This window comes from Deinococcus roseus (assembly GCF_014646895.1).
Classification (GTDB): domain Bacteria; phylum Deinococcota; class Deinococci; order Deinococcales; family Deinococcaceae; genus Deinococcus_C; species Deinococcus_C roseus.
In genome coordinates this window covers 26,369-44,036 of the sequence record NZ_BMOD01000002.1, presented here as the reverse complement: position 1 = coordinate 44,036, position 17,668 = coordinate 26,369, and the positions used below count along the sequence as shown (strand labels likewise).

20 protein-coding genes are annotated in these 17,668 nt (G+C 56.0%); 9 read left to right on the top strand and 11 right to left on the bottom strand.

Annotated elements, in window-relative coordinates:
* The first annotated feature begins 1 nt into the window (after position 1).
* Positions 2-730, top strand: coding sequence for an SDR family NAD(P)-dependent oxidoreductase (locus IEY52_RS03095; protein WP_188999733.1), 729 nt, complete (start codon positions 2-4; stop codon positions 728-730).
* Between the two features lie 30 nt (positions 731-760).
* A complete protein-coding gene (locus IEY52_RS03090) occupies positions 761-1,498 on the top strand; it encodes an alpha/beta hydrolase (RefSeq protein ID WP_188999730.1) in 738 nt (245 codons plus the stop codon).
* A gap of 59 nt (positions 1,499-1,557) precedes the next feature.
* Here IEY52_RS03090 and IEY52_RS03085 read toward each other — a convergent pair whose 3' ends face one another.
* The 7 genes from IEY52_RS03085 to IEY52_RS03055 form a co-directional block, all read right to left on the bottom strand.
* Positions 1,558-2,046, bottom strand: coding sequence for a helix-turn-helix domain-containing protein (locus IEY52_RS03085; RefSeq protein WP_188999727.1), 489 nt, complete (start codon positions 2,044-2,046; stop codon positions 1,558-1,560).
* A gap of 238 nt (positions 2,047-2,284) precedes the next feature.
* Positions 2,285-2,818, bottom strand: a complete 534-nt coding sequence (locus tag IEY52_RS03080; protein ID WP_188999724.1) for a GreA/GreB family elongation factor — start codon at positions 2,816-2,818, stop codon at positions 2,285-2,287.
* 76 nt (positions 2,819-2,894) lie between these two features.
* On the bottom strand, positions 2,895-3,965 hold the full coding sequence (locus IEY52_RS03075; protein WP_188999721.1) for a type IV pilus twitching motility protein PilT: 1,071 nt from the start codon (positions 3,963-3,965) through the stop codon (positions 2,895-2,897).
* A complete protein-coding gene (gene panC, locus IEY52_RS03070) occupies positions 3,962-4,807 on the bottom strand; it encodes a pantoate--beta-alanine ligase (protein ID WP_188999718.1) in 846 nt (281 codons plus the stop codon). Before panC ends, IEY52_RS03075 begins: the two co-directional genes overlap by 4 nt.
* Positions 4,808-5,016: 209 nt before the next feature.
* Positions 5,017-5,433, bottom strand: a complete 417-nt coding sequence (locus IEY52_RS03065; RefSeq protein WP_188999715.1) for a PspC domain-containing protein — start codon at positions 5,431-5,433, stop codon at positions 5,017-5,019.
* 124 nt (positions 5,434-5,557) lie between these two features.
* Complete coding sequence (purB, locus tag IEY52_RS03060) at positions 5,558-6,862, bottom strand: adenylosuccinate lyase (RefSeq protein ID WP_188999713.1); 1,305 nt, start codon at positions 6,860-6,862, stop codon at positions 5,558-5,560.
* 71 nt (positions 6,863-6,933) lie between these two features.
* Positions 6,934-7,545 carry a hypothetical protein gene (locus IEY52_RS03055; protein WP_188999710.1) on the bottom strand — a complete coding sequence of 204 codons (612 nt, stop codon included), beginning with the start codon at positions 7,543-7,545 and terminating at the stop codon, positions 6,934-6,936.
* A 186-nt stretch (positions 7,546-7,731) separates the two neighbouring features.
* On the opposite strand from IEY52_RS03055, the gene IEY52_RS03050 reads away from it, so the two are divergent.
* The 4 genes from IEY52_RS03050 (at position 7,732) to IEY52_RS03035 (ending at position 11,003) form a co-directional block, all read left to right on the top strand.
* Complete coding sequence (locus IEY52_RS03050; protein ID WP_229684619.1) at positions 7,732-8,532, top strand: inositol monophosphatase family protein; 801 nt, start codon at positions 7,732-7,734, stop codon at positions 8,530-8,532.
* Between the two features lie 299 nt (positions 8,533-8,831).
* Positions 8,832-9,194 carry a hypothetical protein gene (locus IEY52_RS03045; RefSeq protein WP_188999708.1) on the top strand — a complete coding sequence of 121 codons (363 nt, stop codon included), beginning with the start codon at positions 8,832-8,834 and terminating at the stop codon, positions 9,192-9,194.
* A gap of 57 nt (positions 9,195-9,251) precedes the next feature.
* Positions 9,252-10,136 (top strand): histone deacetylase family protein, encoded by an 885-nt coding sequence (locus IEY52_RS03040; protein WP_188999705.1) that lies wholly within the window; start codon positions 9,252-9,254, stop codon positions 10,134-10,136.
* A 246-nt stretch (positions 10,137-10,382) separates the two neighbouring features.
* Entirely contained in the window at positions 10,383-11,003 is a 621-nt protein-coding gene (locus tag IEY52_RS03035) for a Crp/Fnr family transcriptional regulator (RefSeq protein WP_188999703.1), read from the top strand.
* Between the two features lie 238 nt (positions 11,004-11,241).
* Here IEY52_RS03035 and ispH read toward each other — a convergent pair whose 3' ends face one another.
* The 3 genes from ispH to IEY52_RS03020 are packed head-to-tail and all read right to left on the bottom strand — an operon-like array spanning position 11,242 to position 12,786.
* Complete coding sequence (gene ispH / locus IEY52_RS03030; protein ID WP_188999701.1) at positions 11,242-12,225, bottom strand: 4-hydroxy-3-methylbut-2-enyl diphosphate reductase; 984 nt, start codon at positions 12,223-12,225, stop codon at positions 11,242-11,244.
* 28 nt (positions 12,226-12,253) lie between these two features.
* On the bottom strand, positions 12,254-12,427 hold the full coding sequence (locus IEY52_RS03025) for a hypothetical protein (RefSeq protein ID WP_188999699.1): 174 nt from the start codon (positions 12,425-12,427) through the stop codon (positions 12,254-12,256).
* On the bottom strand, positions 12,424-12,786 hold the full coding sequence (locus tag IEY52_RS03020) for a hypothetical protein (protein WP_188999697.1): 363 nt from the start codon (positions 12,784-12,786) through the stop codon (positions 12,424-12,426). The genes IEY52_RS03025 and IEY52_RS03020 overlap by 4 nt, the downstream gene beginning before the upstream one ends.
* Positions 12,787-12,962: 176 nt before the next feature.
* On the opposite strand from IEY52_RS03020, the gene IEY52_RS03015 reads away from it, so the two are divergent.
* The 3 genes from IEY52_RS03015 to IEY52_RS03005 all read left to right on the top strand — a co-directional run bounded on the left by IEY52_RS03015 (position 12,963) and on the right by IEY52_RS03005 (position 16,925).
* The gene (locus IEY52_RS03015) at positions 12,963-13,805 is read left to right on the top strand and encodes a DUF1517 domain-containing protein (protein WP_188999695.1); all 843 of its coding nucleotides are present in this window, start codon (positions 12,963-12,965) and stop codon (positions 13,803-13,805) included.
* A 140-nt stretch (positions 13,806-13,945) separates the two neighbouring features.
* Positions 13,946-15,619 (top strand): PASTA domain-containing protein, encoded by a 1,674-nt coding sequence (locus IEY52_RS03010; protein WP_188999693.1) that lies wholly within the window; start codon positions 13,946-13,948, stop codon positions 15,617-15,619.
* 181 nt (positions 15,620-15,800) lie between these two features.
* Entirely contained in the window at positions 15,801-16,925 is a 1,125-nt protein-coding gene (locus IEY52_RS03005) for a cysteine desulfurase family protein (RefSeq protein WP_188999691.1), read from the top strand.
* A gap of 55 nt (positions 16,926-16,980) precedes the next feature.
* Here IEY52_RS03005 and IEY52_RS03000 read toward each other — a convergent pair whose 3' ends face one another.
* Positions 16,981-17,634: a hypothetical protein gene (locus IEY52_RS03000; RefSeq protein WP_188999688.1), complete on the bottom strand. Its 654-nt coding sequence runs from the start codon at positions 17,632-17,634 to the stop codon at positions 16,981-16,983.
* Between the last annotated feature and the right edge of the window lie 34 nt (positions 17,635-17,668).

The following is a 17,668-nucleotide window of genomic DNA, read 5'->3' as shown; positions in this document are numbered from 1 at the left end:
AATGCACATTCTGATCACAGGAGCCTCAAGTGGCATTGGTCTCATCACTGCAGAAGCACTGCTGGAAGCAGGCCATCAGGTGACTGTGGCGGCCAGACGCTACGACCGTTTTGCCAATCTACAGTCCATGTATGGCCCGGAATTCCTTCTGGCCGTCAAGGCCGATTTGCGGGTGGACACCGAGCTGGACAACCTGTTTCATGAAGCCAAAAGCACTTTTGGTCCCATTGATGTGCTGATCAACAATGCAGGGGTCAGCCGGGGACCGGGCTGGCATCAGGACGGAAGGGCCATGGATGTCCTGCAGCTGAATTTGATGGCAGCGGTTCGGCTCAGCCAGCTGGTGCTTCCAGACATGCTGGAACGCAAACAGGGCCACATCATCAACATTGGGTCGGTGGCAGGGCATGTGCCGGTCAGCACCCTGTATTCGGCCTCCAAGTTTGGTCTGAGGGGATTCAGTCTGGCCCTCAGAAGGGAACTGCTGGGCAGCGGGGTGCATGTTTCCCTGGTTTCACCGGGTTTTGTGGAGACCGACATGACCAGCAAGCGCAAGGTTCCGAAAATTCCACCCGGAAAAGTGGCAGAATTGATCTTGAGGTTGCTGAAGCGGCCAAAAGCCGAAGTGATCATCCCTGCTTACTACAAGATCCTGATTGCCCTGGAACGGATTTTCCCTGGTTTTGGAGATTTTCTGGTGCGCCGTCGCCAGATGCTTGAAACAAGCTGATATGATTCCTTCATTAAAGGAGCGTTGAGCGTGCTGGAAGTGCTGCAAATGGGAACCAGAGCCTGGAGTGACCCGCGAACCGTGCGGGTGTACATTCCTGACCACCTGAATCCCAGAGAAGCCCGGGTGCTGGTGATGCTGGACGGTCAGAACGCTTTTGACCAGTCCACTGCGTTCATTGAGTCCTGGAATGCCCATCAGGTGTTGCAAGGCCGTGCCCTCAAAGGCGAGGCATTTGCCATTGTGGCCATCAACAACGCCGGAGAAGCCCACGCCCGTTTGCACGAGTACAACCTCAAGAAAGGGGCTCCGGCCCTGGGAGAAGCCATTTTCAGCGACATCCTGCCCAAAGTGGGCCGGGAATACGGCCTGAAGATGCACGGCCAGAACATCGCTGTGATGGGAGCGGGCCTGGCCGGGGTGTGCGCCCTTTATCTGGGCCTCAGGTATTCGGTGGCCCTGACTGCCTGCATCAGCCCTTCTCTGTGGGTGTGGGGCGCAGATGTGAATGCTTTTGTGCAGGCCTCCCAGGGCAACAATCGCATTTACCTGGACACTGGCACCCATGAAGCCGGAGCCCACGCTTTAAACCAGGAAAACCTGAAAAAAGTGCGTTCCCTCAGGGAAGACCTGATCCGGACAGGCCATCAGGTGGCTTACCAGGAAGTGGCGGGTGGCACCCACTCAGAGAAGCACTGGCGCTTGAGGTTGCCTCTGGTGCTGGACGCTTTCATGAATTTTGACGAAGTCTCCCGCATCTGGCACTGAATTTGGTGCTGGGCTGGCAGGGGAGACTTCATCTGTTCAAAAAAGTCTGTTCAAAAAGTTCAGGCTTTTTCAGGGCGGTAGATGGGCATGGGTTCGCCGTAAATCTGCTGGTAAATGAAATCCAGCCTCTTGACGTAACTCCAGGCAGTCACCGGATGCATTTTGACTTCCAGATGCCGTTCAATCCACTCTGAGATGGTGTTGGCAGTCCAGCGGCCTCCTCCGGGAGGAGCAGCAAGCAGGGCCTGTTGCAGGTGCTCTGCCTGGTTTTCAGAGAGGGCTTTGCGTTTGCCTCCGGGGTTGTGGCGGTGTCCATCCATCAGGCCGTTGGGGCCTTCCTCGTTCCAGCGGTGCACAATTTTGCGCACCCACACTTCGGTGAACCCGGTGATTTCTGCAATGTGCTGCACGGTGAAGTCGGGGTGTTTGCTCATCAGCCAGATCACCTGCCAGCGCATCTTTTCCTTGATGGAAGGGCAGTTTTTGTAGCGGTGCTGGATGTCGCGCAGGGGCAGGTGAGGCTGGATTTTCAGGGGACGCTGTGGCATATGACCTCCAGAGAAGGCAAGAGTTTGGAACAGCACAGATACGGCAAGTACAGCAAGATGCAAAAGAACGACCACCCATGATGGAGGCCATGGGCAAAGAAGTTGTCACGATGATTAAAAATTATCTTACACAATAAGAAAAAAATCAACTGAGAATGCTAGACAGACCAGAGCAGGACGGCAGCAAAAAAGCCCTTCTGATCAGAAGGGCTTTATGGGTTGGAAACCTGTAAAGCAATCAATCAAACTGAACGGCTTTGATGGTGTACTTGATGGTCAACTTCTCGTTGGGACGCACCACCACCACATCGCCCACATTCTTGCCCAGCAGTTCCTGGCCCAGAGGACTCTGGTCGCTGATTTTCTTCTTGAAGACATCAGCTTCGTAAGCACCGACAATTTCCAGGGTCTGGGTTTTGCCTTTTTCGTCTTCGATTTCGACTCTGGCCCCCAGTGCCACGCCACTTCTGCGGCTTGCCTCCACCTTGTACTTGACCTTGGAGAGGTTCAGGCTGGAATTTTTCAGTTCTGAAAGGTCTTCCACCACCACCACAGCCTTGCTGACCAGTTCTTCCAGTTCAGCAATTTTGGCCTCGTTCTCGGACTGCAGCATGCGGGCCTCATCATAAGCTGCACTTTCCCGGAGGTCACCATCTGCAATGGCTTTGCCCATGTAATCGCTGATTTCAGGGCGGCGCACTTTCTTCAGGTGATCCAGGTCATTGATGAGCTTCTCGTAGCCCTTGACGGTGATTTCGTGTGTTTTGGTCATGGTCTTCCTTCTTCTTCAGGTTTTTCAGTAGACAACGCGAGTGAGATCCACTCGCGTTTGCCTGAGAATGTTCATTTTACCAGCTGTTGCTGGAGGTGAGCATGAGACGCAACTCATGTGCGCTGGTGGCGCTGGAAATGGCTTCATCCAGCGTGATGAGCTGGTCTTCGTAAAGGTGCACGAGGTGCTGGTCAAAGGTGTGCATGCCGCGCAGGTTGTCCTCTGCCAGGGCATCTTTGATCAGGGCGGTCTTCTCCTCATCCCGGATGTATTCACGGATCAGGGGGGTGTTGATCAGGGCCTCATAGGCCAGCACCCGACCTTCTCCGGTGGCCTTGCGCAACAGGCGCTGGCTGATGATGCCGATCAAGGAATCTGACAGCTGAATGCGAATCTGTTCCCGCTCGTGGGGGGCAAAAAAGTCAATGATGCGGTTGACGGTTCGCATGGCGTCCTGGGTGTGCAGGGTGCTCAGCACCAGGTGTCCGGTCTGGGCAGCAGAAAGCGCTGCTTCCACGGTTTCCTTGTCACGCATCTCGCCAATCAGGATCACGTCCGGATCCTGACGCAGGGCGTACTTCAGGGAACTCTTGAAGTCTGCAGTGTCCTGACCAATTTCGCGCTGCACCACAATGCTCTGGTGGTTCTTGTGCAGAAACTCGATGGGGTCCTCGATGGTGATGATGTTGTAGGCAAAATGGCGGTTGATGTAATCCACCATGCTGGCCAGGGTGGTGGACTTCCCGGACCCTGTGGGACCGGTCACCAGAATCAGTCCCCGGTCCTGGTTCACGTAATCTTCCAGCAAAGTGGTGGGGAGGCCCAGCGATTCAAAGCTGGGAATGTTGTTGTGGATCACCCGCATCACAATGCCGATGCTTCCCCGCTGCTTGAACACGTTGCAGCGGAACCTTCCCACGCTGGGAAAGGAATACCCGAAATCCATCTCGAAACGGTGCTCAAATTCGGCAATCTGCCGGTCGGTCATCAGTTCCTTGATGATGGAACGCATGTCATCGGGGGTGAGGATCTTGTCACCAAAGCGGGAGAGGTGACCGTCAATGCGGGCGATGGGAGGAGACCCGACGTGCAAGTGAATGTCGGAGGCTCGCCGTGAGATCATTTGGATAGCAAGTTCACCAATCATACCAGTCCCATATTGTCGATCAGGCGCACCTTGAAGAGCCGTGCTGCCACGAGAAGCCTGTATTCAGAGTCGCCAAGCACTTCGACCTGTTGCTCGATCTGCTGCAGGGTCGCTGCATCGACCAGTGTGAAGTATTCCAATTTTAGCGCTTCTTGGCTTTGTAAAACCACCCTCCCAGCTTCAAGAATGCCACCAGCAGTGCGTTCTCCCTGCTGGTGGGCCGCTCTGGAAGCCATCAAGGCCCGATAAATCACATCTGCCTGGGCTTTCTGCCCCGGGGTGAAGTAACTGTTGCGGCTGCTCATGGCCAGACCGGAAGCTTCCCTCAGGGTGGGACAGGCCACAATGCGGGTGGGATGGTTGAGGTCCCGCACCATCTGGCGCACCACCGCCACCTGCTGAAAATCCTTCTCTCCGAAGTAAGCAGACTGGGCCCCCACAATGTTCAGGAGCTTCAGCACCACCGTGGTCACCCCGGAAAAATGACCCGGACGTTTTTCCCCTTCCAGAGGCAAAGCAGCCCCTGCAGGTTCCACGCTGGTGGCAAACCCCTGGGGGTACATCTCTTTCACTTCAGGGGCAAAAATCACATCTGCGCCAGCTTCAGAGGCCACCGCAAGGTCTGCTTCCAGGTTTCTGGGATAGCTGCTGAAATCCTCGGTGGGACCGAACTGGGTGGGATTGACGAAAATGCTGAGGACCACTGTTTCATGGTCCTGTCTGGCCTGCCGGATCAGGCTGGCATGTCCCTGATGCAAGAAACCCATGGTGGGCACAAACCCAATGCTGGTTTTCCCCTTCAGGTGCCCTCTCAGGGCCTGTATGGTGTGGATGACTTGCATGCTGTTTCATGATAGCGGCTTTGCTCTGACGGAAGTCTGGCTTTGCTCACAGCGGAGAAGTTTACAGTTCACAGTAGAAAGTTCACAGTGAACATGGGCTGGCTTTCGCAAAAACAAAAAAAAGCCCTGAACTTCAGGGCTTTTAGGGTTCCATTTTGAACTGAAAAATGATCAGCTCAATCAATGTTTTTACTGTGAACTGTAAACTCTTACAGGTTTTCCTGGGGCAAGAGCATCCACAAAACCAGATAGGCCACGGTCAGGATGCCCCCACTGAGCAGGGTCAGGATCACGAAGAAGATGCGCAGGATGTTGACATCCAGCTTGTAATAGCGGCTGAGGCCCCCACACACACCAGCGATCATGCGTTCGGTTCTGGAGCGTTGCAGGTTGCCGAACAGGGGCGGAAAGGTTTTCTCGTTGCCCAGCGGGGCTTCTGGCAGCAGGATCCAGGCAGCAATGTAAGCCAGCAGCAGCACGCCACCCACCGGATAGTAAATGGCGAGCAGGGCCACAGCGATGCGCAGGATGGCTGGATTCACATTGAAATAATTGCCCAATCCACCCATGACCCCCGCAAGGATGCGGTCCTGTCTGGTACGGAAAAATTTCTTCTGGTCTAACATGGTCTCGTTCACCTCTGAAAGGAAATACGGGGGGTGGATGCAGATGGTTCCCAGACGGGATGTTGAAAGTCAGCCAACAAAAAGACCCCTTCCGGTCTGGAAGAGGTCCTGGTGCGTTCAGGGCTTACAGGCCGAACCGGGCGTAGATGGCATCCACTTCGCGCAGGTACCAGTCCAGGTTGAAGGCGGCGTCCAGTTGTTCGCTGGAGAGGGGCATCTCGCTGTCTTTTTCCAGCAGTTCGCGCAGCGGGACGCCACTTTCCCAGGATTCCAGGCTGTTGCGCTGCACAATGGCGTAGGCGGTTTCACGCAGCAGACCCGTGTCGATGAGCTTGTGCAGCACGCGCTGGGAGAAGATCAGGCCACCCAGGGCGTTCATGTTGTGGATCATGCGCTCTGGGAAGACCACCAGATCCTTCAGAATGCGGGTCAGGCGGCGGGTGGCAAAGGTGGCCGCAGCGGTGGTGTCTGGCAGGATCACCCGTTCTGCGCTGGAGTGGGAGATGTCCCGCTCGTGCCACAGGGTGATGTTCTCCAGGGCCACCTGCAGGTTGCCACGCATCAGGCGGGCCATGCCAGTGATGTTCTCACAGCCAATGGGGTTTTTCTTGTGGGGCATGCTGGAAGAGCCTTTCTGGCCCTTGGCGAAGGGTTCCATGGCTTCCCGCACTTCGGAGCGCTGCAGGTGGCGGATTTCCACAGCAATTTTTTCCAGGGTGGCCCCGAAGATGGCCAGGGCAGACATCACTTCGGCAATGCGGTCCCGGCTGAGGGTCTGGTTGGTGACTTTGGCGATGTCCCAGCCCCAGGAGGAAGCCACGAATTCTTCCACTCTGGGACTGACGTGGGCAAAGGTGCCCACAGAACCCGACAGCATCACCACGCGCACCTGCTTGCGGGAAGCTTCCAGACGCTCCAGGTCGCGGTCCAGAGCGCTCATCCAGTTGAGGAACTTCAGACCGAAGGTCATGGGCTCGGCGTGGATGCCGTGGGTGCGCCCAATGCAGGGTGTGTGTTTGTACACCACGGCCTGATCGCGGCAAACCTCGCGTAGGGCCTGCACGTCTTTGACGATGATCTCCAGGGCTTCATCCAGAATGATGTTCTGGGCGGTGTCCACCACGTCGGTGGAGGTCAGGCCCAGGTGAATGAAACGGGCATTTTCGCCGTAACGCTCGGTGAGGGCGGTGGTGAAGGCCACGATGTCGTGACGGGTCACGTTTTCGATGTCTGCCACACGTTCTGCAAAAGCTTCATCCAGAGGGTCGTTCTGGGATTTTTGCAGCAGGTCCTGGTAGGCTTCAGCAGGAACCTCTCCGAGTTCCACCCAGGCCCGCACGGCTTCGAGCTCCACTTTCAGCCAGGCGCGGTATTTGTTGGCTTCCGACCACAGGGTCTTCATTTCTTTGGTCAAGTAACGGTCAATCACCCTGATAATGTACCGTATCTGCTGCTGCACAGCATGTCACTCTTTTAGGCAGCCCAGCAGATCAGCAGGCTTCAGGGATGGGCAGGTTTGTTGTTCTCTCCCTCATGGGGATCCTGCACCCCGACATACAGCACCTTGATTCTGGAATTGGAGAGCACATCTGCTGGAACGTAAGCATTCCAGCCTGCATTGAATGGGATGGGGTCGGGCATGCCAGCATAGCGGGCCAGCTCATTCTGATAGGTGGAACAGTAATAGGTGTCTGGCATGCCTGTGAAGTCATACTCGGTGTCCTGCAGCTGCCGGATGCGGTATCCCATCTGTTCCAGTTGCTCTGGGGTGGTGCCATCACTCAGGATCACCACAGCGTGATAATCATAGAGCCTTTGCAGCGGATGAAAGCCATTTTTCATGAAGAACTCGCGGGCTTCTGCCAGGGTGTTGTCGTCCCATTTTCGGGTGATGTGTGAGCAGGGCCCCCAGGGTTTGTAAAACACGGTTTTGTCACTGCAGGCCAGAATCAGGCTGCCATTGGGGGCTTTCCTGAGGGCTTCAGGAATGCCCATCCACTGGGCCCGTGGCACCCGCTGGTCGCTGAGCAACTGTGCAGGAACAAGCTCTTTCAGGTCGTCGCTGACCCTGAAGTGCACATTCCTGACCCCCTGGGTGGGGGTCGTGAGCATGCAGGAGGTGAGCGCTCCAACAATCACAATCAAAAAGACTGGGCGAAAAAATGACATCTTTGCTCTCAGTGTAGTGTTTGCATGTCAACTTTGTGGTGAGCAGCTTTGCGCAGCATGCCATCATTTGCCCAGACACCTGGCCCTGAACCAGACCTGCAGCCAGTGGTGAGGGGTTAAGCTGACCCCATGAGCATGCACCTGAACCCAGAACCAAACCCAAACCTGAACCGCTGTCTGGATGTGGCCATCGAAGCTGCAAAGGCTGCCGGAGCCATTCACCTGTTTTACCGGGACCAGGATTTTGGGGTGTCCAGCAAAAGCAATTTTTCAGACCTGGTCACCATCGTGGACAGAAAATCCGAAGAAAAAATCCGCGAGGTGATTCAGCTTCACTTCCCAGACCACGCCATTCTGGGCGAAGAAGGGGGCCAGGACCGGGAAGCCGATCAACTGTGGGTGGTGGACCCGCTGGATGGCACGGTGAATTATGCCCACGGTTTTCCTTTCAGCTGTGTGTCCATTGGTCTGGAAATTCAGGGGGTGCGCAGTGTGGGGGTGGTGTTTGATCCCAACCGCAATGAGCTGTTCACTGCGATCCGGGGACAGGGGGCTTTCCTGAATGGCCGCAGGATTCAGGTGTCTCAGACTGCAGATCTGATGGCTCCTGCTCTGCTGGCCACAGGTTTTCCTTACGATGTGGCCAGTGATCCCACCAACCTGGAAAAATTTGCCCGCTTTCTGAAATTGGGCCTGCCTGTGCGCCGCCCCGGTGCAGCGGCCCTGGACATCTCTTATGTGGCCTGCGGCCGTCTGGACGGCTTCTGGGAGTACAAGCTCAACCCCTGGGATGTCAGTGCAGGCCTGCTGATTCTGGAAGAAGCTGGAGGGGCATTCAGTGGCTTCTCTGGAGCGCCTTACCGTTATGGTGAACCCCTGCTGATCAGCAATGGAAAAATCCAGCAGCAAATGCTGGAGGTGCTGAAATAACCCTCCATTCAAAAGAGTGGTACCAGACCCTGGCTTCCACTTCTGGTCAGTACCAGTACCCCTGGAACCAGACCCTCTCTGCGGCTGGAGGGGAGGACTGGTTTTCCCAGCTGCTGCAAACCTGTCTTTCCCCGGAGAAACGTGTTCTGGAAGCAGGCTGTGCCCATGCCCCAGATGCCCGCCGGTTTGCTCCGCTTGCAGCGTCATGGACCGGGTATGACTGGATGGAGGACTTTCTGGCTGAGGCCAGAAAGCGGGTGCCAGCAGGAAGGTTTTTTTGCTGGGAGGGCAAGTCAGAGGTGCCTGCTGGTTTGCAGGGGCGTTATGACCTGCTGGTTTCCAGAAGGGGTCCCACCAGTTTTCTGAACCATTTGCCAGTGTTTGCTGCACCCAGGGCAGAGGTTTTGTGCATTTATCCTTCAGAGGAAGTGCGCACAAAAGTTCTACAGCAACTGGAAAATGCAGGTGCAGAGGTGCTGGGAGAATGGACCTTCAGGACCAGGGGACACCTGCCCACCTTGAATGATCTGGTGCTGTACCAGCGCTGGAATGGAGATGAACGCTCTGCAGAACAATTGCAAGACCTGTGGGACCCCCGGGCTTCTGATCAGGGGTATCCCATCATCGAGGAGCGGTACATGTTTCATGCACGCATGCCCTGAATCTGTTTCTGGTGGTGGGCCACACATCCTGTGTCCTGGAGCTTTTAGAATTCAGCTGTGCTGAAAGCTTACACCCCTGCCCACATCACTTTTCCGCTTCCCGAAGGCCACCGTTTTCCCCTCTACAAGTATGCAGGGGTGCGGGACCGCCTGCTCGGGAAGCTTCCCATTTTGAATGCCGAAGTGCTGCCCTGGGATCTGGCAGCCACTGTGCATGATCCTGCTTACCTGAACCGCTGGCGTTACGGTGAAATGAGCCGCCAGGAGGAACGGGAATATGGGCTTCCCTGGAGTGTGCAGGTGGTGGAAAGGGCCAGAGCAGCAGCAGGAGGCACCCTGGCGGCTTTGCAGGATGCTTTGACCACAGGCTGGGGCATCAACCTGGCCGGGGGCACCCACCATGCCTTCAGGGACCGGGCAGAAGGATTTTGCCTGCTCAACGATGTGGCGATCTGCTCCCATCTGGCTTTGCAACATGGGTGGGCAAAAAGGATTCTGGTGCTGGATCTGGACGTGCATCAGGGGAATGGGACCGCCAGCTTGCTGGCAAAACATCCAGAGGTGTTCACCCTCAGTGTGCACGGGGAGAGAAATTACCCTTTCAGAAAAGAAAAAAGCTCACTGGACATTGGCCTTCCAGATGGTGTGACCGATGCTGAGTACCTTAATGTTCTGCAAACCCAGGTGAAAGCAGCCATGGAGGCCTTCAAACCCGACTTGATTTTTTATCTGGCCGGTGTAGACGTGCTTTTCAATGATCGATTTGGTCGGTTTGCGCTGTCTCTGGAAGGGGTGGGGGCACGGGATGCCTGGGTCTTCAAGTGGTGTTTTGAGGCCGGGATTCCCGTGGTGAGTGTGATGGCGGGCGGATACAACCGTGATCCAGCGATGACCGTCCAGGCCGCTGCCCAGACGATTGAGGTCGGGATTTTCCTGAAGTGAGGCTGCAGGAGGACTGAAGCCAAGCTTAGTCAAATCTTGTACACAGCTGAAATTTCCCCTCTGGATCGACATCTTTTTGATTCATTCTGAGTAAAATGAAAAAACCTCCAAGAGATTTCCGGGTGGTTTGTGTGTATAATTGCTATTGAACAGTAGGTTTTGCTTATACTGAATGACAAATCTGTACAAGGTTTGTTCAAAGACAAGACATGTTTTCGGGCCAGAAAAGCCCCAGGGAGGGATACCATGAAAACTTACGGATCTTACACAATGGTTGATGTACACGGACAGGGCCGCCCCCTGCGTCGCGGAGACACCCTGTACTACACCGGAGATGCCAGTCCCAGCCTGTACCGCCTGGAAAAAGGCCTGCTGCGCGCCGTGCGCCTCACCCCCCAGGGCCGCAACCTGACCGTGCGCCACATTCAACCCGGAGACATTTTCGGTGAAGAAGCTTTGCACAGCCTGCAACGCTCTCACCAGGTGATTGCCCTCACCGACGCTGTGGTTCACCCCATTTACCCCCAGGAACTGCAAGGTGAAGCCCTCTGGGAAGTCCTGCAATCTTTAAGCTCCCAGCTCCAGCGTGTGATGAACGACGGTGTGCACATCCAGGACGGTGAACTGCGTGAACGCATCGCCCGTTACCTGCTCAACCTCGCCGATTCTTCCCTCGGTGGAGAGGACTCCGAAGGCGTGCGTTTTGTTCGCGCCACCCACGAACTGATTGCCGAAGGCACCGGAGCCACCCGCGAAAGCGTCTCCAAGCTGATTGGTGAAATGCGCGATGACGGCCTGCTCAGCCCTGCCTACCGCTGCATCGCCCTCACCAACGAATCTGAACTGCGTGCCATTGCTGGCTTATAATCCCCGAATTTCACCCTATTCTTGAGCCATTCAAAGCCACCCGAACGCCAGTGGAAAGGGTCCCAGATGCCGAAGCCGCCTTCAGGCATTCCTGACCAGGGTCCTTTCCCAGAACCGAGAGCACTGGACTTTTTCTTTCACCTCACCTGCATTTTTCTGACAACCCATGCAAAACAAGACCCCGAGAGACACCTCGGGGTTCTTTTTGGTCAGGGTTCTTTTTTGGAATGTGCTCTGTTCAAACCTGTGCAGTGGGTGGAGGAATGCGTCTGGGTTCCCTGAACTTGATGTTCTCCCATTCGCCCTCTTCAATCACCTGCACATCTGGATTGAGGTCCCTGAAATGCTGCACCACCTTCTGCACGAGGTCATCGGGGGTGCTGGCTGCAGAGGTGATCCCGATGCTCTCCACTCCAGAGAAATCAATGTTTTGCACATCCTGATCGGTTTCCAGGCGGTGGGCACGTCCGCACAGAGCCTCTGCCAGTTCCAGCAGGCGCATGCCGTTGCTGGAATGGGTGCTGGTCAGCACCAGAAAAGCCTGTACGTTTGGAGCAATGTTCTTCACGGCATCCTGACGGTTTTTGGTGGCGTAACACAGGTCATCGCTGGGAGGAATCACCATTTCAGGGAAACGGCTTTTCAGCACCTCGATGGTTCTGTACACATCGTCCACATTCAGGGTGGTCTGGGTGAGCACCACCACTTTTGTGGGATCTGGCACCGTCACGGTGTGGGCATCAGACATGCCTTTGCCCTCTTTTCCCAGCACAGCCACCACGGTGGTGACCTCAGGGGCTTCCCCCTGGGTGCCAATCACCTCCTGATGTTTTGCACTGTCCCCGATCAGCAGGATGTGGTAGCCCTCACGGGCGTACTTTTTGGCCTCGGTGTGCACTTTGGTCACCAGAGGACAGGTGGCGTCAATGCTGAACAGGTTCATCTGGTTGGCCCTTTCCCGCACTGCAGGACTGATTCCGTGGGCACTGAAAACCACTGTGTCTCCCTCTGCGGGAAGCATGGGCAAATCCTGCAGGTCTTCCACAAAATGCACCCCAAACTGGTCCTCCAGGCGCTCCACCACCGTGTGGTTGTGCACGATGCTGTGGTACACCGTGACGGGTCTGTCCAGGGTTTGCGCTGCTTTTTCCACGGCCTGAATGGCCATCACCACACCTGCACAGAAGCCTCTGGGCTTTGCGAGGTAGATCCGCTCTATCATGCTCACAGTCTAATCAAAAATGGGGCATTCAAGGGTGAGCCTGATCGGTTTTGCCTGCTTCAAACGCCTCCACCTGAGGGGTGATGTCGATTTTCTCGGTGCGTTTCTCACCAGGAACGGTTCTGGGGGGCTTCTGGCGTTTGAGGCCCAGCAACACGCCCACCAGACCCAGCAGCACAATCAGCACCACCGGGCGCTTCATGGGGCTTCTTTCAGGAGGCCCAGACGGCGGGCCAGTTCATCCCCAATGATGTACTCGTCTTCCTCCACCCGCATCAGGGTGCACTTGCGGGGCAGGTAAAATGCCTTGACGATCTCCCAGGCTTCATCTTCGTCTTTTGCCTCATAACCCAGGTCTTCAATGGCCTCCATCAGCATGCCGTCCAGCTCTTCGCTGCGCAGGGCTTCCAGGTGGCCACTGAACACGTAAAGGTCCACGGGCACATCATTCTTGGTGGGCTTGAGGTCTTTTTTGAACAGCAGTTTTTCATCGCGTTCAATCAGGGTGGACAGCAGGGTGTCCAGTTCCTGGCGGGACAGCACAATCACAGGGTCTTCCATAACTTCCTCCCATTTTACGCGCCCGGTCTGCCCAAAGGGCGTAGAGTGAGGACAGAGTTCAGCATTCGTCACTTCTTGGGGACCCGAAATGGTCCATGATGCAGTCATCCCTGTGCAGCACCCATGCAGCACAGAACAGGTCAAAACAGGTTGTTTCAGAAATTTTGGAGGTCATCATGAAAGCGTTGTGGACAGTGTTCCTCTGGATGGTCAGTTTCAGTGCCTTTGCCCAGAGCGGTGGGGGATTCGGAGGCTCTGGTTCCGGTGGAGGTTCCAGTTCCGGTGGAGGAGGCTATTCCGGTGGAGGAAGTTATTCCGGTGGAGGGGGCTACAGCAGCTATGGCGGGAACAATGTCTTCATTGGTGGAGGCGGCGGGGGCATTGGTGTCATCGTTTTCATCATCATCGTTGCCTTCATCATCATGTCCGCCATGCAGAAAAGGGGCAAAGGCGGAGCAGCAGGGGTGGCAGGTTACGGTGGTCAGGCCCAGGCTGTGAAAGTGCAGATCCTGCTGGCCGAAGGCGATGAAGTGAAAGCAGCCATGCAGCGCATTGCACAGACAGGTGACGCCTCTTCCAATCAGGGACTGGCCAGCATGCTCAACGAGGCTGCCCTGAATGTGCTCAGGCACCCAGACCGCTGGATGTATGCCTACCTGGACACAGGATCTGGCAACGAAGGCCAGATGGACGGCAAGGTCAGGGCCTGGGCTGCCGAAGCCCGCAGCGATTTCACCGAGCAAACCACCAGCAATTACGGCAAGTACCAGCGCACAGATGCCAAATTTGAAAAAGGTGGGGTGTATCTGGCCGTAACCCTGATGGCTGCTTCCAGCAATTTGCCTGCCCTTTCCAAAGACGTGAGTCCGACCAGCGTCCGGGAAGTCCTCAACATCCTGGCAGGTCTTTCTGGAACAGGTCTGGTGCGCATTGACGTGGTGTGGAGCCCGGATCAGGAAGGGGAATTTCTCTCTGAAGATGAGGCCCTGATCAAATACCCTGAGCTCACCAAGCTTTGAAGTTGCTTCTCATGTGCCCTCTCCTGTGCAGGAGAGGGTTTTTTGTGGTGTTTGTGGCAAGCAACATGAGGGTTCGGTGTTCTCTCCATGAACAGGCTTTAACAAGCATCACTCATCTGGCCCGTATACTATAGGGCAGCATGGGCCGCATTGACGGAAAATACGAAATCGTTCAGGAACTCTCCAAAGAAACCCACTCCACCCTCTACGAGGCCACCACGCCCGGTGGAGAGCTGGTGCGCGTGGACTGGTTCACCATTGTGGACCCCAGCACCCGCACCCTGTTTCTGAAATACCGCACAGCCCTGAAAGGCAGCGAAAGCCCGCTGCTGCTCGATGTGGTGTCCAAACCCGGAGCCTACTACACCGTCTGGAAAACCACTGCGGCAGATCCTGTGGAGCACTTTTTGCAGGCCCACGTCAAGGACGCCGCTGCTGTAGAAGCCCTGATCACCCTGGTTCAGGTGCTCACCGAACAGGGCTTTGCAGTGCCAGATGCCGAAATTGTGATGCTGGACGGCAAGCCTGTGCTGAGAGGACTGAAGTTCCAGGACCGTCCCATCGAAGAGGTGCAGCGCCTCAATGCCGATTTCCTGAAACCCCTGCAAAGCTCCAAGGTGCGGGCCACCCGTCCGGTCAAAAACAAAAAACCCCGTTCTGCTGGTCCTCGCCTCACGGTCTGGGGCTGGTTGCCTGGTTTGCTGTTCCTGACCTGCACGGGCTATGTGATGAAAAATGCCACCCAGGCCTACCTGAATCCGCCCATTTACACGGTTCCAGATGTGATCGGGCAGAACATCACCCAGGCAGCAGAAGAGGTGGTGCACGACGGTTTCCGTGTGGCTGTGGTGGATGGAGAAGAACCCGGAGTGGCCATCGGAACCGTCATTGAGCAGGACCACAAGGGCGGAACCAGCTTGCATGTGAACCGTCTGGTGACCCTCACCGTCAACAACCCGCCTCCCCTCAGCGTGCCCAAAATCACCGACATGACCGTCGGGGAGGCCACCCGCACCCTGCAGGAAGTGGGTTTGAAAGTCGGTGCTGTCACCACCTCCCCCCCCAACGACCTGACGTTGCCCAAAGGTTCCATCATTGCCCAGGATCCTGAACCTGGCACCCAGGTCGGCAAAGGCAGCACCATCAACATCCTGATTTCCGGCGGCAGAAAAGTCAAAGAAACTTTCCTCCCCATCCTCAAAGGCATGACCTTCGATGAAGCCAAAGCAGAGGTGGAAAAAGCTGGACTGGTGCTCAACAAGGTGCAGCAGGTGGTCAGTGAACTGCCTGAAGGCACCGTGATTCGCCAGACCCCGGATGAGTACAAGAAAGTTCCTGTGGGTTCTCCTGTGACCATTTATGTGTCCAGAGCTCCTCTGGTCAGCCCACCGGTCAATGAAAATCCCACAACTCCAGTGGGACCTGTGCCCAAACCGGACCCTGTGGAAACCACCCCAGATCCTGGCACCCAGACAGGACAGAACGGCCAGACCACACCTGATGTGGGCACCCAGAATGGCCAGACCGATCCTGATCCAGACACCCAGAATGGTCAGAATGGTCAGAATGGCCAGCCCGACCCTGACACCACCCAGACCCCTGAAACCACCCTCAAGAAGTTCCAGTACACCTTCCCCAGCGATCTGGGCGAAGGCATCGCTGAACTGCGGGTGCAGGATGAAAACGGCGAGTCCACCCTGATGAAAGCCCCCAACGCAGCAGGCATGACCGCTGAAATTGAGGTCTCTGTGAAAGGGAATGCCGTGTTCAACCTGTATCTGGATGGTCAACTGGTGAGCAGTTTCGAGCGTTAAGTCCAAAAGGACACTGTATGGCCTGGGATTGCATCATTTGTCCCAGGCAGTTTTTGTTCTCGGCTCTCGGCTTTGGTTTTTGCATGCCCCCATCAACAATGGGATTCCTGTTTTTGAGATGTTTTGAGACATGGTGCACCTGCCACCTTGCTGTTTTGCAGGTGTAATAGACTGTCCGTGTATGCAAGCCTACCTGGATTATGCCGCCACCACCCCCATGAGCCAAACCGCCCTGCAGGCCTACCAGAAGGCTGCGCTGGTGCTGGGAAATGCCAGCAGCGTGCACCGGGCCGGACAGCATGCCCGTGAACTGCTGGAAGAGGGGCGGGTGTGGCTTGCCGAGAGCATGGGTGCGCATCCTTTAGAAGTGATTCTCAATTCAGGCGGAACTGAGGGAGACAACCATGTGTTCTGGAGTGTGGCCCAGCAATTTGAAAAAGGGCACATCATCACCTCCAGCATCGAGCACAGTGCTGTGCTGGCCCCGGCCCGTTTTCTGGAAGCCACGGGCAGGTTTCAGGTGACTTACCTGACCCCGGACCGCTGGGGTCGCGTCCATCCAGAGCAGGTGAAAGAAGCCCTCAGATCAGACACGGTGCTGGTGTCCATCATGCATGCCAACAACGAGGTGGGCAGCGTGCAGGACATCCAGCAAATTGCAGCTTACGCCAGAGAGAAAGGTGTTCTGGTGCACACCGATGCCGTGCAGTCTCTGGGCATTTTGCCTGTGGATGTGCATGCCTGGGGGGTGGATTATGCCTCGTTCAGTGCCCACAAGTTTTATGGCCCCACCGGGGTGGGCATGCTCTACGTGCGCAGAGGGCTGGAATTGGCCCCTCACATGATGGCAGGGCACCAGGAAAAAGGCTTCCGGGGAGGCACCCACAATGTGACCGGGGTGTACGCAGCAGGTGCAGCAGCCAGAGAGGCCGTTCTGGAGCAGCCTGAAACCCATGCCCAGCTGACGGCCCTCAAACAGCACTTGCAGGAAGGCTTGCAGGGCATTGAGGGGACCTTTTTCAACCATGCCCCCGATTCCAGCCCCAAAGTGCTTTCGGTCACCGTACAGGGTGCAGATGGGGAAGCCCTGCTGATGAACCTGGATCTGGAAGGGGTGTATGTCTCTGCAGGCAGCGCCTGTTCTGCAGGCACCATGCAGGCCAGCCATGTGCTGCTGGCACTGGGTCTCAGCGAGGAGGATGCCAGATCCAGCCTGAGGTTCAGCCTGGGCAAAGGGGTCACTGCAGCCGAAATTGATTTTGCCATTGAGGGCTTTAAGGCAGCCGTTTCCCGAAGTCGATTCTGAAATCTGGAAAATGCCTTGAAAGAAGGGTTTTCAGGGCATTGTTGCTCGGTTTTGATCAGGTGCCTTTCAGCACATCCAGAGCACTCTGGTGGTCTGATGCGATCAACTCGCCCAGGCCGCAAACCACCAGCCACACATACGGTTGCCGCACTGCAGTGGGATGGTCCGGAAAGAAGCGCCAGAAATCCTCTCCCAGAGCTTCTGGTGTGTTGGGCAGCAGGAAGATGTTTCCTTCGGGGTGTTCTTCGATCTGGAGGGCCAATTTTCTGTAGCGCTGCAGGTCTTGCTCTTGCTCCTGTTGCCAGTGCAGCAATTTGACTGCATGGTGTTGCTTCACCAGGGACAGCAACTGTCCAGGATCTTTTTGCAGGTGGGTGTGGGCCAGATCTTCCAGCCAGTCCCAGAGGTCTCGCTGTTCAGTTGTGGGATGGGCGGCCTGCAGGTCATCAAGCCCATAGCTGTTTCCTTCAGGATCTTCCAGGGAAACCAGCACACTGACGCCCTCCAGCCTCCATCGGTAATCTGCAAATTCCAGCAGCAAGGTCAAACCTTCATGCCGGTATTTCAAAAAGACATTTTCCGAGATGTCGTCCTGTTGCCTGCGGATTTCACGGGTGTATCCTGCTGTGAGTAGGGCCTCCAGAACGATGCAGGCCTTTTGCAGTAGGGTTTCTGGTTCAGGGACTTCGTGAAATTCAGGGCTGGACATGGCTGTCCAGAGTTTATATGATTTGCAAGGCAAG